Consider the following 20,855-nt stretch of genomic DNA (forward strand, 5'->3'; position numbering starts at 1 on the left):
CATGCGGAGCCTCACGCTTTCCTCCGCGTTGATCTTCCTTCTAATGGCGGGAAGCGCATTGGCGCAGGTCGATTCCAGCGGCAACGGCAACACGGTTCCGCAATTGCAGAACCCGGCCGACGAAACCATCGAAATCGGCCTGTCGACAGAAACCATCGCCATCACATCGAATTTCGGCGGCACCGATCTCACCATATTCGGCGCGCTCGACAATGCCGACCCGACAATCCAGCGGCAGGGCCGTTACGACGTCATCGTGGTGCTGCAAGGCCCTTCGCGCGATCTCGTGGTGCGCAAGAAGGACCGCTATCTTGGCGTATGGGTGAATGCGGATTCGGAAACCTTCGTAGGCGTGCCGCTCTCCTATTCGCTGGCATCTACCCGCAATCTGCAGGACATAACCGACGAGAAAACCTATCGGCAGCTTTCTGTCGGGGTGCGCAATTTCTATCTCGTTCCCGAAGATCCGGCCAGCCTGTCAGGCAACATTCCGAAGTTCGGCAATGAACTGCGCGAAATGAAAATCCGGCAGGGCCTCTATACGCAGCGCGTCGGCGGCGTGGAGTTCATTTCGCGCACCTTGTTCCGCGCCACGCTGAACCTCCCCGCCAACGTGCCGGTTGGCCGCCACAAGGCCCGGGCGCTCCTGTTTCGCAACGGTGTTTTCCTGCGGGAAGCCAATGCAAGCCTTGAAATCGTCAAGGCCGGTTTCGAACAAAGCATATATAACGCCGCCCATCAGAACAGTTTTCTCTATGGCCTGTTTGCGGTTTTCCTTGCCGTCTTCACCGGCTGGTTCGGACGCATTCTGTTCCGTCGGGATTAACCGCCAAAAAGGGCGCCGCGCGCTATCGGATAAACCTTGCCCTGCCCCAGCATATAGGCGCGCATCGCCTCATCGGCGAACAGTCCGCGGAAAGCGCGATCCAGAATGTTGAGCGCGCCCGTATAGGCTCCGAAAGCAGGCATGATGAGCCTTTCGCCGTCGCTCACAAAACAGGGGCGGCGCACTGACCGTCCGCGCCGCACGATGCGAGCGGCGGGGTGAAGGTGGCCTGCAATCTCGCCCTGCCCCGCCTTGCGTGACGGCTCATGCCGGAAGATGAGCGGCCCGACTGCCAGTTCCTCGACGCAATCGCCCGGCAGGTCGACGGGGCGATCCGGATCGTGATTGCCGGTGATCCAGAACCAGTCGCGATGTTCCATCAGCGATTTCAGCCGGATGGCATAAAGCGACGGCAGGCGCTCGCTGGCCGTCGCATCGTGAAAACTGTCACCAAGGCTGATGACGGTTTGCGGCTGGTAGCGCGCGATTGCCAGCGCCAGCATGTCGAGCGTCGCCGCCGTGTCATAGGGCGGGATAAGCTGGCCGCGCCGGGCAAAGGACGAGCCTTTTTCCAGATGCAGGTCGGAAACGATCAGCATATGCAGGTCGGGCAGGAACAGCGCGCCGGATGGATCGCACACAGCCGCAACGCCACGCACTTCGGCATGGGCCAGACTGTAGGCCTCTCCATTTCCCCACACTGCGGTTTTCATTGCATCGCCTCTCTGATCAGATCGTCCGCAGCCTCTTCAAGCAGTATTTCATCGCCCTCGCCTGCCACGCGCTCGCGCCCGATCTCAAGCATCACTGGCAGCGCCAGCGGCGAAATCCGGTCGAGCGGCTTGTGCAGCATATGCCCTTTCACTCGCGCCAGCATGTCGCCGAGGCGCTTGATATCCAGAAGCCCGGTCGCCGCATCCGCGCGCGTCGCCTGCAACAATATGTGGTCCGGCTCGTGGGTTCGCAGCACGTCATAGATCAGATCGGTGGAAACCGTGACCTGACGGCCTGTCTTCTCCTGTCCCGGGTGACGGCGTTCGATAAGCCCCGAAATCACGGCGCAATTGCGGAAAGTGCGCTTCAACAGGTAGCTTTCATCAAGCCATGCTTCCAGATCATCGCCCAGCATGTCCTCGTCGAACAGGCGGGTGAGGCTGAGTTTTCCCGCACCGATCATCGCGCCCATATCCTTGAGGCCCCAGAGACCCAGCGAATAATCGGTAGCGACGAAGCCCAGCGGATGGACGCCCATGCGCTCCAGACGGCGCGTCAGCAACATGCCGAGCGTCTGGTGCGCCAGCCTGCCCTCGAATGGATAGGCGACCATGTAGAAGCGGTTGCCGCGCGGAAAGGTTTCGATCAAAAGCTCGTCCGTGCCGGGCAGCACGGATTTCCATTGCTGCACTTCCAGCCATTCTCGCACCTGTTCAGGCAAAAACTGCCAGCGCGTGCGGTCGGCAAGCATGGCGCGCACCTGAGCGGCGAGATAGGTGGAAAGCGGAAACTTGCCGCCTGCATAGACAGGAATCTTGGCGTCCTGTCCCGCAGCATTGGAGGCGATGCATTCGTTCTCGCGAATGCCTTCAAAACGCAGCACCTTACCTGCGAAAAGGAAAGTGTCGCCCTGCGTCAGTGTTTCCAGAAAATATTCCTCGATGCGGCCAAGGACACGCCCGCCTCTTGCATTGCCGCCCTTTCCGCCACGTGTGAGCCGCACATTCAGCTCCGGCGCTTCGACAATGGTGCCGATGTTGAGGCGATATTGCTGCGCGATGCGCGGATTGGATACCCGCCAGGTACCATCCACCGTCTTGCGGATTTTCGCAAACCGCTCATAGGTCTTGAGCGCATAGCCGCCGGTCGCCACGAAATCCAGGATGCGATCAAACGTGTCTCGCGGCAGACCTGAATAAGGTGCAGCGCTCTGCACCTCGCGGTAAAGCTGGTCGGCATTGAAAGGCTCAGCGCAGGCCATGCCGAGCACATGCTGCGCCAGCACATCCAGCGCTCCCTCGATCAGAGGCGGCGTGTCCTGCGCGCCCAGATAATTGGCATCGAGTGCGGCACGGCACTCCATCACCTCGAAGCGGTTGGCGGGCACCAGAATGGCCCGGCTCGGTTCGTCCATGCGGTGATTGGCGCGGCCGATGCGCTGCGCAAGACGGCTCGCACCCTTTGGCGCGCCGACATGGATGACCAGATCGACATCGCCCCAGTCGATCCCCAGATCGAGGGTCGAGGTCGCGACCACAGCCCGCAATGTGTTTGCGGCCATGGCCTGCTCGACCTTGCGGCGCTGACTGGCATCAAGCGAACCGTGATGCAGGGCAATGGGCAGCGTATCCTCATTGACCCGCCAAAGCTCCTGAAACAGCATCTCCGCCTGACTGCGCGTATTGACGAACAAAAGCGTCGTGCGGTGCTGGCGGATCGCCTCATAAATATCAGGTATCGCATAGCGCGAGGAATGTCCTGCCCATGGCACCCGCTCCTCGGAATCGAGAATGGTGATTTCCGGTTTCGCCCCGCCATCGACCGTCACGAGACCGGCCATGGAACCGGTCCCGTCCTGCTCCACCAGCCAGCGGCGCAGCTCATCGGGCTCGGCCACTGTCGCGGAAAGGCCTATGGTCTGCAATTGCGGTTGCAGGCGGCGCAGCCGCGCCAGCCCCAGCGCCAGCAAATGCCCGCGCTTGGAAATAACCAGCGAGTGCAATTCGTCGAGCACCACATAGCGCAGGCCCTTGAAAAACTGTTCCGCTCCCTTGGATGCGATCAACAGCGCAAGCTGCTCCGGCGTGGTCAGCAGAATATCCGGCGGCGCCAGTTTCTGTCGCTGACGCTTGTGCGCAGGCGTATCGCCGGTGCGGGTCTCAATGGTGATGTCGAGACCCATTTCCTCCACCGGCACTGTCAGATTGCGATGAATATCGACCGCAAGCGCCTTGAGAGGTGAAATGTAGAGCGTATGGACACCACGTTTCGCCATACCCGTTTTTTTCCGGCCCTTTCGTTCCAAGTCCACCAGCGCGGGCAGAAACCCGGCCAGCGTCTTGCCCGCACCGGTGGGCGCGATCAGGAGCGTGGACTGGCCCTGTTCGGCACGCGCCAGAAGCTCGAGCTGATGCGCGCGCGGCGACCAGCCCTTGGCCGCAAACCATTCGAGAAAACGGTCCGGCAAGGGAAAAGCGGCAGATGCGGCGGCGGGTTTCCGGTTCAGTGTCACGCCGTCAATCTAATCGCCGCAAGGCAAACCGCCAAGGTGTTTGTTCACTTTTGTTCTCATTTTGTCAGCAGCAAAGGGCCCCCTCCCTTTTCGGGGTGAACTTCGTGACCTATCTTGAAGCCATGCGCTTCAACCAGCTTCTATGCCCTTCTCCCAAAGGCCTTTATTGCCCGCCCGGCGATTTCTATATCGACCCGGTGCGCCCGGTGGAACGCGCGCTCATCACCCATGGACATTCCGATCATGCCCGCTCGGGCCATACCCATGTGCTGGCAACGCGCGAAACGCTCGACATCATGGCGCTGCGCTACGGCGCAAACTTTGCAGAAGCGACGCAACCGATAAGCCTCGGCGAGAGCCTGACGATCAATGGCGTGCGGATCAGCTTTCATGGGGCGGGCCATGTGCTGGGCTCGGCCCAGATCGCGGTGGAGATGGATGGCACCCGCATCATCGCTTCAGGCGACTACAAGCGTGCGGCCGATCCGACCTGTGCGCCGTTCGAGCCTGTCGCCTGTGATGTGTTCATCACCGAAGCGACGTTTGCGCTGCCGGTATTCCGTCACCCGGATGCATCCCACGAGATTGCAACGCTTCTTAAATCGATCCGGCAGTTCCCCGAGCGGGCGCATATGGTGGGCGCCTACTCGCTCGGCAAGGCGCAGCGCGTCATCAAGCTCATCCGCGAAGCGGGCTATGCGGAGCCGATCTACATTCACGGCGCGCTGGAAAATATCTGTGCATATTACCAGTCGCAAGGTATTGATCTCGGCGTATTGGAACCCGCCACGCTGGACCAGCGCGAGGCACAGCCGGATTTTGCAGGAAAGATCATCGTCGGCCCGCCATCGGCATTTTCCGACCGCTCGGCGCGACGGTTTCCCGATCCTGTTTCAGCCTTCGCTTCGGGCTGGATGCGCATCCGCCAGCGCACCAGGCAGCAGGGCGTGGAACTGCCGCTGATCATTTCCGACCACTGCGACTGGGACGAGCTGACAGCAACCATAACGGAAATCGCTCCCGCCGAAGTGTGGGTCACGCATGGACGGGAAGAAGCCCTTGTTCGCTGGTGCGAGTTGCAGAACATACCGGCGAAGCCGCTGCACCTCGTCGGCTATGAAGATGAGGGCGACTGATGCGTGCTTTCGCCGAACTTCTCGACCGGCTGGTTCTTACCCCGCAGCGAAACGGCAAGCTGCGATTGCTCATCGACTATTTCCGCACTTCACCCGACCCGGATCGCGGGGTAGCGCTGGCGGCGATCACCCGCGATCTGGAACTGCAAAGCGTGAAACCGGCCATGCTGCGCGCGCTCATCGCCGAGCGGACAGACCCGACATTGTTTGCCTATTCCTACGATTATGTCGGTGATCTTGCCGAAACGATTTCGCTGATCTGGCCCGGCCCCAGCGAAACTGCTCCGGGCGCCGATCTGCCGCTTGGCATCGTGGTGCACGAATTGCAGAATGCTTCGCGCCGCGAAGGCCCGCTTCTCGTCGCCGGATGGCTCGACGTGCTTGGCATTTCCGAACGATACGCGCTGTTGAAGCTCGTGACCGGCGGCTTGCGCGTCGGTGTTTCGGCCCGTCTGGCCAAACAGGCGCTGGCGGATTTCGGCGGCGTCGACGTCGTGGAAATAGAAGAACTGTGGCACGGCCAATCGCCGCCCTATGAGGCGCTGTTCGCCTGGCTGGAAGGCCGCGGTGAAAAGCCTGCGGCCACCGCAGCCGCTCCGTTTCGCCCTGTCATGCTGGCGACGGCCCTTGACGAAGCGGAAATTCCCGCGCTTGACGCATCCGCCTTCACGGCTGAGTGGAAATGGGATGGCATTCGTGTTCAGGCCGTTGCGGAAAACGGCCTGCGCCGCCTCTATTCGCGCACCGGAGACGATATCTCCGGCGCATTCCCGGATATTCTGGAAGCGATGGATTTCGAAGGCGCGATCGATGGCGAATTGTTGGTTGGTCATTACGGTGAAACCGGCATAGAGACCGCCACATTCTCCGATCTCCAGCAAAGGCTGAACCGCAAGACCGTAAGCGCAAAACAGTTGCGCGATTATCCGGCCTTCGTGCGGGCCTATGACCTGTTGCAGGAAGGGAACCAGCAGACAGGCGCCGATTTGCGCGCGCTGCCCTTTTCGGAGCGCCGCGCCCGCCTGCAAAGCTTTGTCAGCCAGCTCGATCCGCGCCGGTTCGATCTCTCGCCCGTTCTGCCCTTTTCCAACTTTGAGGAACTGGCGCAATTTCGCGCCAATCCGCCGCATCCGGTCATCGAAGGCGTCATGTTGAAGCGCCACGATAGCGCCTACCTTCCCGGCCGCCCCAAGGGACCGTGGTTCAAGTGGAAACGCGATCCTTTCACCGTCGATGCGGTGATCGTCTATGCCCAGCGCGGCCATGGCAAACGGTCGAGCTATTATTCCGATTTCACCTTCGCGGTCTGGACGGGACCGGAAGATGAACCTGTGCTCGTGCCGGTCGGCAAGGCCTATTTCGGCTTTACGGATGAAGAACTGAAATTGCTGGACAAATTTGTGCGGGAGAATACCACCGAGCGCTTCGGGCCCGTCCGATCCGTACGCGCCGAACCCGATCACGGGCTGGTCGTGGAAGTCGCCTTTGAAGGTCTCAACCGTTCCACGCGCCACAAATCGGGGGTCGCCATGCGCTTTCCGCGTTTTTCACGGCTACGCTGGGACAAGCCGCCCCGCGAAGCGGACCGGCTTGAAACGTTGGAAAAACTGCTGGGCTGATTACTCAGCCGCCGTCGACACGCGGATTTCGTAGATATTGACCGGCTTGCCGGAACCGCTCAGGTCTGAATTGATCGTGATTGTGCCCGCACGACCTGCCTTTTGGCCGGATGGCATTTCCATATCGAAAAGGAAATCGCTCACGGAATCGCGCACGTCGTAGCGCCTGCGTCCGCAATCGCCAAGACTGCCGAAATCGCAGTTGACCGACATCTGGGTCGTCTTGCCATCGTCGGCACGCGCCACGATGTTGAAGGTCGCGGTCTTACCCGCCAATTGATCCAGAATGCCCTCGCCCACATCGAATGTGACCGAATCTTCGGCACCGGCGGACTGGATATGCGCGAAGCTGCGCGTGCCTTCCTGCCTGATTTCAGCCGTGGCGCGTCCCTTGACGGACATGCGTGTGGCTTCCGAAGGCTGGAAAATGGTGATCCATTTCGCCCCGCCCGGCTCCTCGCCTTCCTTCAATGGAGCAATATTGCCTTCGCCGTGCAGCGGGTTGTTCGCCGGTCGGCTGCTCAGATCGATAAAGCTGTTATAAAGCGAATAGCCGATGAAAGCCGCAACCGCGAGCACAAGCGCCGGAATGCCGTAGCTGTAGAAAGGTGAATGGCGCTTCTTCTTGCGGCGGTCCTTCCGGGAAACGCCGCCCTCATAGCCGAGGTCGGCATTGCTGCGCTTCTTCTGCCGGGAGGCCGCGCGAATATCCCCGCTATCGAGCGCGGGTGACGTTTCCTCCACCCCGCCCAGCACCGGATCCTCCCTCAGCGGCGCATCGAGCGTTGGTTCGCGACGCGCGCTCGCCCCCCCGCCGTCTGTCTTGAATTCCTGTTCGATGCCGGAGATTGCGTCCTTCAGGTTCTGGCGGCGCTGTTCCTTCTGCGCATCGCTGAGCGCGGTGTTCGTCGCGAGCGCGCGCTCATGCGCACCCCAGGCGGATTCGTAGATTCGCTGGCGGGTCGCCGGATTGTGTGCATCCGCCTTGGCAAATGCATTCCTGATCGCGCGCTCAATGCTTTCCAAAGGCTGCTCTTCCCTTGTTCGTTTTTCCCGCCGTTTCGTTACGCCCTCACAGGAGCAAGCGGTTCCCGATGCAGACGCTTTCATAAGCCTCAGCGAAATTAACGTCTGAATCAAGGCATTTACCTGTTCTTCACCCGCTTTGACTAGCCGATAAGCTTAACAGAGACACCAAATATTAACCCTGAATGCGGTTTTCCCCCATCCGTATAGTTCTAGAATATCAAACTGCACCCATTGCAGGTGCTCCAAACATCCTCAACTATAACGGCGATTCTCTTTGAGCGTGGCGTCCAATAAATGAGGAGTGCCCTATCGGTCGCGTTCCAGCACGCATTGTCGAGATTGTCGAAGACCGGCTATCAACGACCGACTGGCTTGCGCTTTTGATATTGCCGTCGGGCAAGGACATGTTACAGATATTACGTTTACGGAAACGTCAATCATGGAGGACGATTGAAAATGGCCTTGCCGGATATTCTGAAAAGCAGATTGCGCATCCCGGTGGTTGGCGCTCCCCTATTCATCATTTCGCATCCGGCTCTGGTGATGGCGCAGTGCAAGGCAGGCGTCGTCGGTTCCTTTCCTGCGCTCAATGCCCGCCCGGAAGCACAGCTCGACGAGTGGCTGGCGGAAATCACCGAGGGACTTGCTGCTCATGACAAGGCCAATCCGGATCGGCCGTCCGCGCCTTTTGCCGTCAACCAGATCGTGCACCGTTCCAACAAACGCCTTGAGCACGATCTCGGTCTCTGCGTGAAATACAAGGTGCCGATCGTCATCTCTTCGCTCGGCGCCGTGCCGGAAGTGAATGCCGCAATCCATTCCTATGGCGGCATTGTCCTTCATGACGTCATTAACAACCGCCACGCCAATTCAGCAATCCGCAAGGGCGCGGATGGCCTCATCGCGGTGGCCGCCGGTGCGGGCGGCCATGCCGGTTCGCTATCGCCCTTCGCGCTCGTGCAGGAAATCCGCTCCTGGTTCGATGGCCCGCTGCTCCTTTCAGGCGCCATCGCCAACGGCAACTCGATTCTTGCCGCACAGGCCATGGGCGCCGACCTCGCGTATATCGGCTCGCCCTTCATTGCCACGACCGAAGCGCGCGCGACAGATGCCTACAAGCAGATGATCGTCGACTCGAACTCCTCCGACATCGTCTATTCCAACTACTTTACCGGGATTGCAGGCAACTATCTGAAACCGTCCATCGCCAATTCGGGCATGGACCCCGACAACCTTCCGGAAGCCGACCCTTCCAAGATGGACTTCGACAAGGCGCAGCAGGAAGGCGCCAAGGCCTGGAAGGATATCTGGGGCTGCGGTCAGGGCATCGGCGCTATCCATGAAGTGACGCCTGCCGGGCAATTGATTGACCGCCTTGAGCGGGAATATAAGGAAGCTCGCCGGCGCCTTTGCGCAAGCGCGTGATTCCCGGTTGTGGCGGTACCGCGCTGGCTTGACGGCTGGCGCGGGATATGATGTCCCGAGTTCGCAAGACGGAACCACTGCTTGCTCAGAAACCTACTTGTTTCCACGCTGCAAGACGCTGACGATGTGCATGTTGTAAAAGCTTTTGAACAAACATTGAGATTGTTTGATTTGGGCCTTGCTTTCCTCCCTGCTTTTGGTTATCAGCGCACCGTCCAGCCGAAAACGACTGGTTCCTTCGGGAAATTGGAACGCAACGTTCCGGGCCGCTTTAGCTCAGTTGGTAGAGCACATCATTCGTAATGATGGGGTCGCGTGTTCGAGTCACGCAAGCGGCACCAGTTTTCTTAACAAAATCAGCCTCTTAAGATTTTGCGATTTCGTAACCAGCGCCTGTTTTGCACACTGGTAGCCACCTAGTAGCCACCGATCACTGAAACTTGCGGCAATGCGTGGCTACCCGCCCGCCGACTTGGCAGGCGGGGCATTTCTTTACAGCTTGATATGCACGGTATTCGCACTGCGATGGAGCGCGTCTACAATTACCGACTTGAATTCCGGGCTTTTCACCAGATCGTCGTAAAGCTCTTCTGGATCGAGACGAACCGTTAGATGCTCGATAGTTTTTGCCAAATCCGATCGCGGACCCGTCGCCTCAGCGATGCTTTCAGTCCAGCTTTTGCAGGCTTTGGAGAATGTTTCACCAACACGCTTGCGCGAGTCGGACGGGCCGCCATCGGTCGGCTCGACCGTCAATCGCGGCTCGCCAACATAGAAATTCATCGATATGTGACTCGCATGCTCGCCGCTGGTCTTAGCTGACATGCGCAAGACTTCGCGCCGGAGCGTGCCGATTCTCAAATCCAGGAACTGCATCAGTTCGCCGACATCCTTATTGAGAGCTTCGTAATCGACCTTGGCATTATCCATATAGACGACGCCGTATTCGTCGACCTTGAAGGGGGACGTCTCAGGGCCAACTTCGCAGACGACGTGGCCGCTTTTGGCTGTGATCGTGATCTTGCATTCGGCACGCTTTGCGATGTCGATGAGATCCACGATGAATGTGCTCTGTTCTTTACTCATAGTTATTCCTCGTTTTGGTGGCGATTGACACATGGCGTGGTGAAGGCCATATGCCGGTTGCCGGGGTGGTACCCGGAAGAAACGCCAAGGTTGGTGGCTTTTAGTCTCCTCGTGTCCTTGGCTAGTACGGAGGACGGCGGCTTACGGGTGGTGCCGGGCATAACGCCGTCCTTTTTCTTGTTGCCCCTCGGCCCGAAGGCCAAGGGGCTTTTTCGACTCCTCGTGTTTCGGTCTGCCGAACGGTTGGTGGCCGCCGGGAATGGGAGCGGGCAGGAGCGCTTTGGGTTACGTCATTCCCGTGGCCGCGCTTCCCGTCTTGCCGCCATCGGGGCGGCAAGCAATGCACCACAGTTCGCGCCCAATCGCCGCGACGTCCAAACTGTGCCGGACTTCGCCGGTATCCGCTGGCACCTTGCGGCAAGCCACCAGTGAACGTGTTAGGAGGTTCGCACGATTGCGAACCATTAATCGTAACGTGCAACCACAAATCTGATTGCCGATTGGTTGCCGCATTCCCACATGTATAGCGGGCCTGCCGCAAACGGCAGGTACCGCCGCATCGCGTTCTCAGGCAACGCGTACCCCCGGCGCGCGATGCGGTCGGGACCATCAACCTCCGCAAGACATGATTGTTTATTAGCGATACATTGCTCGCATATCGTGTTAATGTGTTCATCCGCCGTGGGACCATTAGTTTAGTGAGGACCACTCGTGGACATATCGCCGGGCAAAGGGGCGGCGGTATGAACTGCTGGCCGGAGCGCGCTGGGGATGAACGTGTTCCGGCCTTCCTAGGATTGGAGCCCGCGGCGCGATTCGAACGCGCATCATCCATTACGGTTAGCGCTTTAGAAGAGCGCACCGGTACGCGGGCAATCTTGTTAGCGTCGACAGTAGCGCCATAATTCGCGGACAATCGTCCAGCCTGCACTGCCGACGGCCACACCAAGGAAGTAGGATGGCAGATCAATCATGACTTCCTTCCCTTCCCCTTCACGCGGCTTGCCAGCGCTTTCAGGTACGCAGGCTCCTTTTTCGGCGGCTTCACGTTTTCCTTCAGTGTTCGCTTCTCTGCCTTACTCATGCCGCCACCTGTTCCGGCTCTCCGTCCTCGGAGAGTTCCTTCTGCCAGGCCGCAAGGGCGCGGTTCATTCGTTCAGTGGCCGAAATCAGCTGGCGGGCAAGAAAGTCCTGCCTTACATCGTCCTTGTCGAACAGGTCGCCGATAATCAGCGAAAGAGCCGTGGCGTCGTTGATGGCTTGAACCAATCTTTCTTGCGGATTCATGATGCTTCCTTCAGTTCAGGGTATCGTTCGGGATGTTCAGCGGCGTGCATGAACAGCGTAAAATCAGCCATCATCGTGCGCCAATGCTCTTGATGAACATCGAGAATGCAGGCCGGATCTCCGATGAGGTCAGTCCAAAGCGCGATTTTGATTTCGAGGTCGGCCCGGGACTGAGCGCGGAGTTTGAGAACTGCCTGCTTCAGATGCCAGACGGCCATCCATATTTCGTCATTGACCTTATCAGGCTGATCTTTCGTCTCGCCGCTGCATGCACATGCCAAGGCGTAAAGGGCGTGAATTTTGCTCATGCTGCACCTTAACTAAAAAGAGCCGACCGGACGTCGCGCGACATAATGCGAAGGCTGGCAATGTTGGCGCCGAGAACGTCCATCAATTCGCTCAGCTGTTCGGCGCAGATCTCAATTCCGTGTTTCTTGGCGGCACCAAAGTCGCGTGAGAAAGATTCCCAAACCTCATCCGTCGCTATCGCCAACCGGTGCAAATCACAGACATTCTCTTCGCTGTTCAGGATTCTCTCACGGCTGGACAAAGGTTTCCCGTTCGCGCTCTCGCACGTCATGGCATTCTCCTCGATTTTGAGTATTGCTGGCGGCTAGCGGTTAGCGATGCGACGCCATTCGAGATAAAGGTGCTTGATTAGAAGCTTTTCGGCGTACCGGGCTGCTCGCCTGACAACGTGCTCGCTGTAGGATTCCTTACCCTTCGCGCTTTCCGTAACAGGCACACCGAGCCGACCGGCATACATCCGCGCACGCTCCGCAAAGACCTGCTGGTAGAGCGTCAGATCATGGTTGGTGCGGACGCTCTCACCGAAGATCGGTCGCCACATGCCTTGCGCGCCAATGATGTTCGCTCGCATGTTCCAGCTAACCGAACGCCGCTGGCGGTTGTAACCGTGTGCGATCCAGTCGTCAGCTGATGCGCTCTTGCCGGGATTGCCCTGACGGTTGCCTTCGATCACAGCGAGGCCGAGCCGCTTCCACACAGCTGACACCGATTTATAAGTACCGATGTCGCCGCATTCTCCGACAATAGTCGCGAAGGAAATGTCACCGAAGCCTCGCACCGATTTAACCCATGGATAGACCGGCAGGCGCTTCGCGGCCTTCACAAGCTGTCTTTCATAAATTGCACGCTGTTCGTCGAGTGGTCTCCCAGCATGCAGATACGGCGCAACATAGTCGTGCAGATCCTGCAAGGGATCGGCTGCTGCGGCCTTGTAGATGGCGGCATAGCGCGCCTTGACCTTTTCTTTCGGCAAGTCGTCAGCCGGCACGAGCAAGCGGATAACGGCCTGCCCCTGCAAAGAAAGCTTCGTCTGCGCCTTGATCGCATTCTGCCGCAAGCGATGCAGCGTCACGATCTCGGCAATCGTCGCGGTAATATCCGGCGTCGGGCTATACGGCTCCAGGTGAACCGCAGCGCATAATTCCGATGGGCTGACTGCTATGTTCATTGCATTCTCCTCGGATGGGGTGCAGACAGATGGGCGATGAGCGATTGGTTTACGTTTCTTCATTGGCCGCATCTGACTGCAACGGGGGTTTGGGGAGGCGTGCAGCATCTGGTGTGCGAGTACATCGTGGCCGTCCCCAAAACTGTTCAAACCTCACTGGCGTCAGCGTCGGCTTTCATCCGCTCGAGATCGCCCGGCGAAACCGCCTCGCCGACTTTTGCCGCACCAGCGGCATAGCCAACCGACCGCAAGAACCGGGCGTTGCGAACAGCCGTCGCGCCCTTGGCAAGCTCAATCTCGGCGTGGCCTATGATTTCGGTGCCAGTCCATTCGCGCAGCGGCTTAGTGGTGCCTCCGATCGAATACAGCAGCTCATATAGCGATGACTGCAAAGCGCCTTTCGCCAACACAAGCCTTTCGTGAGCCGCCTTCGCAGCATTCTGCATGCGCTCCGGAGCTTTCAAGAATGGCTCTGAAATGGTTGCGGCGCGCTCACTTAGGATAGCCGCACGCTGGACTTGGGGAACCTCCGCCAGCAGCTTACGGGCGGCATAGAAAAGCATCTCTCCGCGAGCGCTGGCGTCAGCTTCGCCAAAGCTGGCGAAAGCCGCTGCGGCACGGTTCATGTCACCGTCTGCCTGCATAAGCATATCGCGGGCAATCGCCGAAAGCGTGACCGGCTTTGGTGAAGTCTGGGTTGCTGTTGGCATGGTGGTCTCCTCTTGTGGTGTTCCTGATCGGTCGGGCGTCAGCTTAGTGGGTAACAAAGGATCTCTGGCCGCGACCGATCAGGAATTAGTAATCTGTTAGGGATGCTTGATTGAATTGCTGTACAACTCAATGCATTTCCTATAACCATATGCATAAATGATCGTAGTTAACAAAGTCAATACAAAAAATATCGAGTTATGCAAAAATGATGTTAACGCCATCCCAATGTCGCGCCGCACGCGCCCTCATCGCTTGGTCCCAGTCGGATCTTTGTGATGCTGCAAAAGTCGGAAGAGCGACCCTGGCGAACTTCGAAGCCGAAAAATCGACCCCCTACGAACGAACTTTACGTGATATCCGTGCGGCGCTTGAAGATGCAGGTGTGATCTTCATTGAGCAGAATGGAAATGGGCCCGGTGTGAGACTTCGAGATCGGAAAGAATGACTATTGCGCGACAATTGCAACCGTTCTAGCGTCGGCCATCGAACGGAGGGGCATAATGTCAGTTGCTGCACTTATATTTGGTCTTATTTCTATCGTGGCAGGCGTGATCGTTATCATTAATGGGCTGGCGGATCGCAGCGGGTTATTCACGATAACGTTTTTATCCTACGGATTCTCCGCGATCGCGTTCGGGATTTTCATGATGTGCATGGGACGGGTGATCGAGCATCTGGGCGCGATCCGAGCCGCCCAGGAGCGCATTGCTGAGAAGCTGGGGAACACGAATTGAAAGTTGGTGCAGCGTTATCAACGTATCGATGGTTTTCCTAGCATTGACGATAACGAACCGCAGTTGAAAGCTGCAGTTAATATGACTGCAGAGCCGTCCTCTGCAACGCAGCCCGGACCGAGTTAACAGCAGCTCCATTGCAGCCTTATTTGCTTTCGTCTCATAGAAGGCGCATCATAATTATCATGACAGTAATTGAAACGGGCGCTGTCGTTCAGGTTTCAAATGCCTGACCCGCAACAAAGGAGGACGAAATGTCTTCCATCGCGTTGAATTCCAGAAACATCACTATGATTTCGCGACTTCTAAGGGAGGCTCGCAAACCCGGCGACACACAAGATTTGCGCACTGATGCTGCACGTTATCTGGCGCGTCGATTTCAGGAGGGAACACGTGACGAAGGCCGGCTACAGATCGCCCTGACACAATTTATCAAAAAACATCGAAGAATGGCAAATGCCGTCGATCGTTGCGATGACGAAGGCGACGCAGTAAAAAGCGAAAAGTAATGGCCCTTTCATTTCCAAACCCCAGCAGAAGTTTCGATGATCTTGAGGTGGGCGTGCGATTTGTCGGCTACGATGGAATGACCTCCGTCCCATTTCTAATCGATAAGCCCGCCCTGGAGAAGAATGGCGTCATTGCAGCGACGGAATCATCGCTTCTTGCCGCCTTCGACGCCTCACGGAAACTGATCTACGATGCTGCTCGCGAGGTCTATTCACAGGCTCGGCAAACTTCCTATCGCATCACCATGGAGGACATGAAGTAGCTTTTTATGCAATGATTGAGCCGATCTGCCGTCGCAATTCAGCCTCAGTTGCTTTGCTCAAATTTAAAGCGCATGGTGCATGTCTCGACAGCTTTTGAAACGGGCGCTGTCGTTGGGAGTGCATACTCCAGCCCCAATACAAGGAGGACGAAATGTCTTCCAAAATTATCAAACCCTACTTTGGACCTACCGACTTTCGAATGATGCGTGAAATACTGCGACGCGCCGGCTATCGGCTTTACGACACCGCAGAAAACCGTGCCGCTCACATATCCGCAGCAAGGCTATTCATTCAGGAATTTCAATCTGTACGCTCACCATCGCGAGCGATGTCGCAGCTTTCTCGGCAACATCCCCGTGAGAATGTGGAAGTATCTCCAGCGGTAATTTGAACCATCCCTGGCTTGGTCGGGTATGCAAGAATTAGTTAATTCCTCAAAAACAGGAAGTTTTCAAAATGCCCCGTGGTCAAAAAAGAAGTAACCGAGAAATAAGAAAGCCAAAAAAAGATAAGGCCAAGGAGAAAACTGCGTCGACAGACGTTGTTGCAGGTCTCTTTCCTACTCCTGCCAATGACATGATCAAAACCAAACGGCATTAGTTATAGCTGTGTCTTCCACTTTTCTTGGTGAGGAGACACAGCCGTATCGGGGTACAATCATGCCAACGTCTACATTTAGTTCAATAGGTAATTTGTATTGCGAAGGTAAAAGTATCGGTTCTGTTGGCTACAGTATTTCCGTACTCACGGAAGGCGAGAGGACGTTTACAAAAGGCGTCATGTGGGCAAGCATGGACATGCTCCGGCAGGCTTATTCAAGCGAGCTCGTTCAGTTATCGTCGGAAAAAGGCGATGGTTTGCTGAGGGTGGACGTACAAAACGTCGGCATTCACGGAAGTGCAGACTTCATTCTTGTGGGAAAGCATACGTTTTAGCGCCACGCATGACTGCTTGGTAATTAATAGACGTAGGAGCCGAGCACCCAGACGACCAATCCGATATCGATGCATATTATGAGGAACGCGATCAGATACACGCTCACTTTACGATCCAACGATTTTGGGACTGACAGTTTCTCCTCGCCAGATTGATCACGTGTCATTGAGACGATACCAGCCCCGACATACCCTCACGAAATATGCCTCTCGGTCCCGAAGCGACGTTGCCGCATGAGAGCTCAAATAGCTTTTCAACCAAGGTATATGCGTCGAGGGCATGTGTTTGGCTAAACATCTCGCGCTGAACGGTTCGCGGACCCTGTTTTCTATCCGCACAATATTCCGGATTGCGGGATAGAGCTGGTTACGGCGAGACCCAATCCTTCGCTCTCTCACCTCAATGCCTGATATTGGGGAACGCAAAATATCAGCCATGGGCCAACCTCAATCGGAGCCGCTTTCGAGGAGGCCATCGCAAGACCAAGGATTTTGCAGTGACTTGCGGGATCGTATAGCCGCCCTCATTCTCCCAGGCTTCCAGTTCTCTTTGATTGGATTGTGATAGCCGTTGGGCGCGGATTGCCAAAAGTATGTCCAGCATCTGCACAGGATCATGGCTTCCGTCGCTAAAAATTTCACAAAGGTGTTTGGCGGCTTCCAGGCGAGTCTCTGGCTTTTCGCAACCCTCCAGCGAATATCCGGAACGTTGCAGGAAAGCACGAAGCGACGGGAAATCTTCAGGGCCAAAGTAGGATAGATATGAAGCGGAAGACATCGCGTGTCCCCTTCATTTTTGGGGCGGGAGATCGTTCTCTCCCAACGACAGCGCCCGTTTCAAAAGCTGTGCATAATGAACAGTGCGCCTTTTCGAATTAAAGTGCAAGCAAACACGTGATATTTATTTAGAAATAATCGGCTCAAAACTCCTATCAGATAATCATGATCCGAAGAAAATCAACGCGTTGCCTTATACCCTTGCATCTTCTCGATTTCGTGAATGAATTGTTCGGCATACTGCGCTGTATTAACGTAGTTCTGTTCATTGGGGCCAAGAATATGATGATGCGTGAATACTGCTTTAAGTCGATCCAGAAATTTGGGTTCGGTCTCGGCTAGATGCCCGATGAGAACCTGAAGTATCTGCTCATGTGCAAGAACCTTTCGTTCTAGAGCTGTGGTGTCATTATCCATTGCGTTTGCTCCTCGGTAAAGAATGGCGCGGCGACCGGGAACGTGAGAATCCACCGCAAGAACGCCGAAGAATGTTCGCAAGCTGCGTCCAATCCTTTGATGGAGAGGTCATCTGTTCATGAGCATTTCTGAGATCACTTCTGCTGGCTGTCGTGTCCTCATCGTGCCGTGGACGTACAGAAGCAGTTTCCAATCCAATGTTACGATTACGTTGTTTTTTCATGATAGCCTCCTCATTAGGCTTCCCCGCCATACTAAAGCGCCTTGGCGAGTTCGTTGCCGCACGCAGTTGCCAGCGCGGTGTTGGGTTGCTCTGTTCCCAACGGTGTGGCCCAACCTGACTTCTCAATAAGAGTACGGCGAGAGTAAGCTGGGGCAGCCTTAAACTCAGCCAGGATGTTCACAACAGCCGGATCGTTTCTTGATTTTTCAAGACAGTAAGGTGTCAAGGCAAGCGCCACCCCGTCGGATATGTTGGATGCAATCCGGCGCTCAGAAGTGCCTTGTGTGACCCATCCACCTACGGAAAACCCGATAGCAATTGCTGCAATGGCACCAACCGATGCGCCGCCGAGTGCGGGCTTTAACCATTCAAACTTGTTCATGATGGTATCCGATCTTCAATGATCGAACGCACATAATTATGCGTTGGATTTTGATTATAGCACCAACGCAATCAACTTTCGCGCGAATTCTTTATTCATTTTAATTCTGAGTTGTCTTGCGGCGCCGAAGTGAATTTTTATGCCTACATAATTTTCCGAGCCGAGCAGGCGTCCACTGCTAGTACCCACCTTTTCCAGGCGTGGCCTTACTGGTTGGGAGATTTACGGGCTTTGCAGAATATATATTTCGGTGTGCTCGTTATTGGAACATAGCCACCGCTAGCTCGTTATGCTGAAAATGATTGCGGCGTTGGGTGCATGACAAACCAAACAGAACTATGCCATTCGGTGAGACGATTTGCTGCCGGCGTGAGACGTCGTGATCTTCCATCGCAAGCTATAGCAGAGGCGTTGAAAGACGGTTTTGCGGTGACATGCTCCAACAATAATGAAAACACGATTTCGGAGCTTTTGGCGCGCTTGGAGGCTGCGGAGAGAAAACATCGCGAGTGAATCGCGGCTTGATTTTCTCCTTTCGAGGAATAGAATTTGCTTGCCGATGACATATGACTTCCAACCCCGCACCTCGATGCCGCGGGGTTCTTTTTAGGTAGAGGTCAGCCTAGCGCGGACGAAATCCTTCCGTTTGCGTCAGGACATTGGATACACTGCCCCTAAGTCACCTTAATTGTTCGCTTGCTATCCAAGCACTATCCGTCCACCATGGGTTGTCAGCGATTTAATTGATTACGGGCTTCGCTGACACGGGTTGAATTGCCCTTGCCCGCAATTTGAAAGGAGGACGCTATGTCTTCCATTATCTATAATGGCGATCTTCACTCAAACCATCGCATTCTAAAGCAGATGATTATTAAGGCCGGCTATCTCACGTCCAGGATGAAGCCCCTACCAGGACCCCATTATAATGAGTCAGCGTTAATTCTGAAGAGTTTTATGGCTGGAGTAATGGGCGACATTCAAACGATCCCAGGTCCGCGGACGGAAGCGTCTTCCGCTTATGGCACGGCTTAACCATTATTGTTTGGTGGGGCCCAAATAGGGCCTCTCAAATAATAAATTGAAATCGTTATACCCCCCGTAAAAACAACGGGAATGTTAAGATATTTAAGTATTTTTATAATTTAAATTAGCTGAACCATATTAAAAATTTGACAAACATTATTAAAATTGCTAAAAGATGGCATCGAGATTTTCTTGTTGAGCTTAACTTTCTGCACGATTAGCGCCGTGCGTTGACGAAAACTCCCTTTAAAAAATCGTTTCATCTCTGCGTTTGCTTCAAATGCGGCTATCAATATTTCTATGAAAGGGGTTCCAATGAACACCGGCACAGTTAAATGGTTTAATACAGCAAAGGGCTTTGGGTTTATTCAGCCTGAGAATGGCGGTGGCGATGCGTTTGTTCATATCTCTGCGGTTGAACGCGCAGGTATGTACTCGCTGACCGAAGGCCAGAAGCTTACTTATGATCTGGAGCAGGATCGCAAGTCCGGCAAAATGTCGGCCTGCAACCTGCAAGCCGCTTAAATCGCTGATTTTCTTTCCTTTGACCACGGATGTACTGGCACTGTCGAAAGAAGTTGACTTAGGGTCGGGCCATTGCCCGACCTTTTTTATTTACCTTTAAAAAGGATTACAACAATTGCCCCAAGATCCACGCGGCTCCTTTACGAAACATACTCTTTTCAAGCCCGTCCCTTCCTCTCGGGAGTCGGTCGCTTCACGCACCAATAAAGCCGTGCGTACTATTCTCGACGCGGAAGCAGACGAGCGGGTTGCCAAGACGCTGCGCTTGCGAAAACAACGCCAAGAGATGGAGAGCATTATGCCGCCACCCTCAAAAAAGGGCTTGCGCAATAGCCGGTAGCGTTGAGCTTACACAACTTCGTTATGACCCGATTTGCAATATTTGACGGATTTCCGGGATGATTAGGTTCATGCGCATATACATCACCGCGAGCTCTTTTGGTGTTGACCAATGCCGTGCTTCTAGCAATCGTTGGACATGTGCAAAAATATCTGACATACACGCGTCACGAGAACAAAATAGCAACATTTCTCATGGAGATTTGAAACGATTATGGCCATTAAGTTTACGAGCACTCCTGACCGCCCTGCAGAACCTAAAACTGGCAGTCTCTCAAAAAAGAAGAGCCAAACCAAGGCGGACAATAATCCGGAGTTGGACCTTAACACCGACGGAAAGTAAAATTAAATGACCAATGCGCGGCTTATCGTGGTTGCAGCATTCGACCGTAATGCAGACGGCGAGTTGGTTCCGGCGTTCGAACCCATGGCATTTGAAACAGAGAGCCGTGCGTTACGTGCAGCGCAATCGCTGGAGGGCAAACATGTCGGTGTAGTCGCGTGGAGCCGCGAAGCAGATCCCCACGTTGGAGAATATGGACCGCCTGCTGTTCTGTTTCAGTGGGGAGATATACCTGACATGGAATAAGGCTTCATGACCCGCCCAGCGGGGGCTGGGCTTGTTAGCAGTACCCATTTAAAAGACTCTCCGGGAAGAAATTGATCTTGTTCAGATCATACACGCGACTGGCCGCGTCTTGCTCCCCGAACCGATAGCAAGCCTGCTACCACACAATTCCAGCTTGATATTGGCGTGAGGATCTGGCGCTTCGCCCGTCGGCATCCTCAGCGTTCGGGCGGAATTGTTTCCACGCCAGGTATAGACCGTTCAGCCCAGTACGGCGTCCCACAAGACGCTTCGATAGTTGATATCGCCGGCTAAATGAGGCACCTTCCAGATTATC

22 protein-coding genes, 2 tRNA genes and 1 pseudogene are annotated in these 20,855 nt (G+C 55.7%); 12 read left to right on the forward strand and 13 right to left on the reverse strand.

All coding sequences use genetic code 11. The features are described from left to right. Nucleotide 1: 1 nt before the first annotated feature. Nucleotides 2-826 carry a TIGR02186 family protein gene (locus tag F9K78_RS03930; protein WP_121982033.1) on the forward strand — a complete coding sequence of 275 codons (825 nt, stop codon included), beginning with the start codon at nt 2-4 and terminating at the stop codon, nt 824-826. Here the strand turns inward: F9K78_RS03930 and pdeM are convergent. Both pdeM and F9K78_RS03940 read right to left on the reverse strand, forming a co-directional pair. Beyond that, a complete protein-coding gene (pdeM, locus tag F9K78_RS03935) occupies nt 823-1,539 on the reverse strand; it encodes a ligase-associated DNA damage response endonuclease PdeM (protein WP_121982034.1) in 717 nt (238 codons plus the stop codon). The two genes, F9K78_RS03930 and pdeM, sit on opposite strands and share 4 nt — an antisense overlap. Beyond that, nucleotides 1,536-4,052 (reverse strand): ligase-associated DNA damage response DEXH box helicase, encoded by a 2,517-nt coding sequence (locus F9K78_RS03940; RefSeq protein WP_121985263.1) that lies wholly within the window; start codon nt 4,050-4,052, stop codon nt 1,536-1,538. Before F9K78_RS03940 ends, pdeM begins: the two co-directional genes overlap by 4 nt. A gap of 122 nt (nt 4,053-4,174) precedes the next feature. Between F9K78_RS03940 and F9K78_RS03945 the strand changes: the two genes are divergently transcribed. Beyond that, on the forward strand, nt 4,175-5,188 hold the full coding sequence (locus F9K78_RS03945) for a ligase-associated DNA damage response exonuclease (RefSeq protein ID WP_151682091.1): 1,014 nt from the start codon (nt 4,175-4,177) through the stop codon (nt 5,186-5,188). Then, the gene (locus F9K78_RS03950; RefSeq protein ID WP_121982037.1) at nt 5,188-6,807 is read left to right on the forward strand and encodes a cisplatin damage response ATP-dependent DNA ligase; all 1,620 of its coding nucleotides are present in this window, start codon (nt 5,188-5,190) and stop codon (nt 6,805-6,807) included. Before F9K78_RS03945 ends, F9K78_RS03950 begins: the two co-directional genes overlap by 1 nt. On the opposite strand, the gene F9K78_RS03955 is transcribed toward F9K78_RS03950, so the two are convergent. Continuing rightward, nucleotides 6,808-7,833 (reverse strand): hypothetical protein, encoded by a 1,026-nt coding sequence (locus F9K78_RS03955; RefSeq protein WP_121982038.1) that lies wholly within the window; start codon nt 7,831-7,833, stop codon nt 6,808-6,810. 459 nt (nt 7,834-8,292) lie between these two features. On the opposite strand from F9K78_RS03955, the gene F9K78_RS03960 reads away from it, so the two are divergent. Together F9K78_RS03960 and F9K78_RS03965 are read left to right on the forward strand one after the other, a co-directional pair. Beyond that, nucleotides 8,293-9,261, forward strand: coding sequence for an NAD(P)H-dependent flavin oxidoreductase (locus tag F9K78_RS03960; protein ID WP_121982039.1), 969 nt, complete (start codon nt 8,293-8,295; stop codon nt 9,259-9,261). A 265-nt stretch (nt 9,262-9,526) separates the two neighbouring features. After that, nucleotides 9,527-9,602 (forward strand) — tRNA-Thr (locus tag F9K78_RS03965). A gap of 151 nt (nt 9,603-9,753) precedes the next feature. Here the strand turns inward: F9K78_RS03965 and F9K78_RS03970 are convergent. The 7 genes from F9K78_RS03970 to F9K78_RS04000 all read right to left on the reverse strand — a co-directional run bounded on the left by F9K78_RS03970 (nt 9,754) and on the right by F9K78_RS04000 (nt 13,821). Next, nucleotides 9,754-10,347: a hypothetical protein gene (locus F9K78_RS03970; protein ID WP_151682050.1), complete on the reverse strand. Its 594-nt coding sequence runs from the start codon at nt 10,345-10,347 to the stop codon at nt 9,754-9,756. 798 nt (nt 10,348-11,145) lie between these two features. Next, nucleotides 11,146-11,221, reverse strand: a tRNA-OTHER gene (locus tag F9K78_RS03975). A gap of 206 nt (nt 11,222-11,427) precedes the next feature. Further along, nucleotides 11,428-11,634 (reverse strand): hypothetical protein, encoded by a 207-nt coding sequence (locus F9K78_RS03980; RefSeq protein ID WP_109367577.1) that lies wholly within the window; start codon nt 11,632-11,634, stop codon nt 11,428-11,430. Next, the gene (locus F9K78_RS03985) at nt 11,631-11,942 is read right to left on the reverse strand and encodes a hypothetical protein (protein WP_151682051.1); all 312 of its coding nucleotides are present in this window, start codon (nt 11,940-11,942) and stop codon (nt 11,631-11,633) included. Before F9K78_RS03985 ends, F9K78_RS03980 begins: the two co-directional genes overlap by 4 nt. A gap of 8 nt (nt 11,943-11,950) precedes the next feature. Further along, nucleotides 11,951-12,214, reverse strand: a complete 264-nt coding sequence (locus tag F9K78_RS03990; protein WP_151682052.1) for a hypothetical protein — start codon at nt 12,212-12,214, stop codon at nt 11,951-11,953. Between the two features lie 33 nt (nt 12,215-12,247). Continuing rightward, on the reverse strand, nt 12,248-13,111 hold the full coding sequence (locus F9K78_RS03995; RefSeq protein WP_151682053.1) for a hypothetical protein: 864 nt from the start codon (nt 13,109-13,111) through the stop codon (nt 12,248-12,250). A gap of 146 nt (nt 13,112-13,257) precedes the next feature. Then, nucleotides 13,258-13,821 carry a hypothetical protein gene (locus tag F9K78_RS04000; protein WP_151682054.1) on the reverse strand — a complete coding sequence of 188 codons (564 nt, stop codon included), beginning with the start codon at nt 13,819-13,821 and terminating at the stop codon, nt 13,258-13,260. Nucleotides 13,822-14,027: 206 nt separating this feature from the next. Here F9K78_RS04000 and F9K78_RS22270 point away from each other — a divergent pair. From F9K78_RS22270 to F9K78_RS04025, 5 genes and pseudogenes are all read left to right on the forward strand, one after another. Next, a pseudogene (locus F9K78_RS22270) lies at nt 14,028-14,264 on the forward strand (helix-turn-helix domain-containing protein); the annotation flags it as partial. A 58-nt stretch (nt 14,265-14,322) separates the two neighbouring features. Then, nucleotides 14,323-14,556, forward strand: a complete 234-nt coding sequence (locus F9K78_RS04010; protein ID WP_151682055.1) for a hypothetical protein — start codon at nt 14,323-14,325, stop codon at nt 14,554-14,556. Nucleotides 14,557-14,810: 254 nt separating this feature from the next. Then, nucleotides 14,811-15,065, forward strand: a complete 255-nt coding sequence (locus F9K78_RS04015) for a hypothetical protein (protein ID WP_122066533.1) — start codon at nt 14,811-14,813, stop codon at nt 15,063-15,065. Continuing rightward, nucleotides 15,065-15,328, forward strand: coding sequence for a DUF1488 family protein (locus F9K78_RS04020; protein ID WP_151682056.1), 264 nt, complete (start codon nt 15,065-15,067; stop codon nt 15,326-15,328). Before F9K78_RS04015 ends, F9K78_RS04020 begins: the two co-directional genes overlap by 1 nt. Nucleotides 15,329-15,480: 152 nt before the next feature. Beyond that, nucleotides 15,481-15,720, forward strand: coding sequence for a hypothetical protein (locus tag F9K78_RS04025; RefSeq protein WP_151682057.1), 240 nt, complete (start codon nt 15,481-15,483; stop codon nt 15,718-15,720). Nucleotides 15,721-16,694: 974 nt separating this feature from the next. Here F9K78_RS04025 and F9K78_RS04030 read toward each other — a convergent pair. From F9K78_RS04030 to F9K78_RS04045, 3 genes are all read right to left on the reverse strand, one after another. Continuing rightward, nucleotides 16,695-17,042 (reverse strand): hypothetical protein, encoded by a 348-nt coding sequence (locus F9K78_RS04030; protein WP_151682058.1) that lies wholly within the window; start codon nt 17,040-17,042, stop codon nt 16,695-16,697. A gap of 179 nt (nt 17,043-17,221) precedes the next feature. Beyond that, nucleotides 17,222-17,458 (reverse strand): hypothetical protein, encoded by a 237-nt coding sequence (locus tag F9K78_RS04035; RefSeq protein WP_122066536.1) that lies wholly within the window; start codon nt 17,456-17,458, stop codon nt 17,222-17,224. Nucleotides 17,459-17,712: 254 nt separating this feature from the next. Beyond that, nucleotides 17,713-18,063: a hypothetical protein gene (locus tag F9K78_RS04045; protein ID WP_151682060.1), complete on the reverse strand. Its 351-nt coding sequence runs from the start codon at nt 18,061-18,063 to the stop codon at nt 17,713-17,715. 1,338 nt (nt 18,064-19,401) lie between these two features. Between F9K78_RS04045 and F9K78_RS04055 the strand changes: the two genes are divergently transcribed. After that, nucleotides 19,402-19,611 carry a cold-shock protein gene (locus tag F9K78_RS04055; protein WP_010661715.1) on the forward strand — a complete coding sequence of 70 codons (210 nt, stop codon included), beginning with the start codon at nt 19,402-19,404 and terminating at the stop codon, nt 19,609-19,611. A 688-nt stretch (nt 19,612-20,299) separates the two neighbouring features. Further along, nucleotides 20,300-20,539: a hypothetical protein gene (locus F9K78_RS04060; RefSeq protein ID WP_124915945.1), complete on the forward strand. Its 240-nt coding sequence runs from the start codon at nt 20,300-20,302 to the stop codon at nt 20,537-20,539. Nucleotides 20,540-20,855: the final 316 nt, after the last annotated feature.

Source organism: Brucella pseudintermedia (assembly GCF_008932435.1).
Classification (GTDB): domain Bacteria; phylum Pseudomonadota; class Alphaproteobacteria; order Rhizobiales; family Rhizobiaceae; genus Brucella; species Brucella pseudintermedia.

Coding starts and splice junctions, on each gene's coding strand:
- F9K78_RS04010 (WP_151682055.1), top strand. CDS start 14,323: ATGTCAGTTGCTGCACTTATATTTGGTCTTATTTCTATCGTGGCAGGC.
- F9K78_RS03985 (WP_151682051.1), bottom strand. CDS start 11,942: ATGAGCAAAATTCACGCCCTTTACGCCTTGGCATGTGCATGCAGCGGC.
- F9K78_RS04020 (WP_151682056.1), top strand. CDS start 15,065: ATGGCCCTTTCATTTCCAAACCCCAGCAGAAGTTTCGATGATCTTGAG.
- F9K78_RS03950 (WP_121982037.1), top strand. CDS start 5,188: ATGCGTGCTTTCGCCGAACTTCTCGACCGGCTGGTTCTTACCCCGCAG.
- F9K78_RS03970 (WP_151682050.1), bottom strand. CDS start 10,347: ATGAGTAAAGAACAGAGCACATTCATCGTGGATCTCATCGACATCGCA.
- F9K78_RS04015 (WP_122066533.1), top strand. CDS start 14,811: ATGTCTTCCATCGCGTTGAATTCCAGAAACATCACTATGATTTCGCGA.
- F9K78_RS04045 (WP_151682060.1), bottom strand. CDS start 18,063: ATGAACAAGTTTGAATGGTTAAAGCCCGCACTCGGCGGCGCATCGGTT.
- F9K78_RS03990 (WP_151682052.1), bottom strand. CDS start 12,214: ATGACGTGCGAGAGCGCGAACGGGAAACCTTTGTCCAGCCGTGAGAGA.
- F9K78_RS03930 (WP_121982033.1), top strand. CDS start 2: ATGCGGAGCCTCACGCTTTCCTCCGCGTTGATCTTCCTTCTAATGGCG.
- F9K78_RS03980 (WP_109367577.1), bottom strand. CDS start 11,634: ATGAATCCGCAAGAAAGATTGGTTCAAGCCATCAACGACGCCACGGCT.
- F9K78_RS03945 (WP_151682091.1), top strand. CDS start 4,175: ATGCGCTTCAACCAGCTTCTATGCCCTTCTCCCAAAGGCCTTTATTGC.
- F9K78_RS04055 (WP_010661715.1), top strand. CDS start 19,402: ATGAACACCGGCACAGTTAAATGGTTTAATACAGCAAAGGGCTTTGGG.
- F9K78_RS04035 (WP_122066536.1), bottom strand. CDS start 17,458: ATGGATAATGACACCACAGCTCTAGAACGAAAGGTTCTTGCACATGAG.
- F9K78_RS04060 (WP_124915945.1), top strand. CDS start 20,300: ATGACCAATGCGCGGCTTATCGTGGTTGCAGCATTCGACCGTAATGCA.
- pdeM (WP_121982034.1), bottom strand. CDS start 1,539: ATGAAAACCGCAGTGTGGGGAAATGGAGAGGCCTACAGTCTGGCCCAT.
- F9K78_RS04025 (WP_151682057.1), top strand. CDS start 15,481: ATGTCTTCCAAAATTATCAAACCCTACTTTGGACCTACCGACTTTCGA.
- F9K78_RS04030 (WP_151682058.1), bottom strand. CDS start 17,042: ATGTCTTCCGCTTCATATCTATCCTACTTTGGCCCTGAAGATTTCCCG.
- F9K78_RS03960 (WP_121982039.1), top strand. CDS start 8,293: ATGGCCTTGCCGGATATTCTGAAAAGCAGATTGCGCATCCCGGTGGTT.
- F9K78_RS03995 (WP_151682053.1), bottom strand. CDS start 13,111: ATGAACATAGCAGTCAGCCCATCGGAATTATGCGCTGCGGTTCACCTG.
- F9K78_RS04000 (WP_151682054.1), bottom strand. CDS start 13,821: ATGCCAACAGCAACCCAGACTTCACCAAAGCCGGTCACGCTTTCGGCG.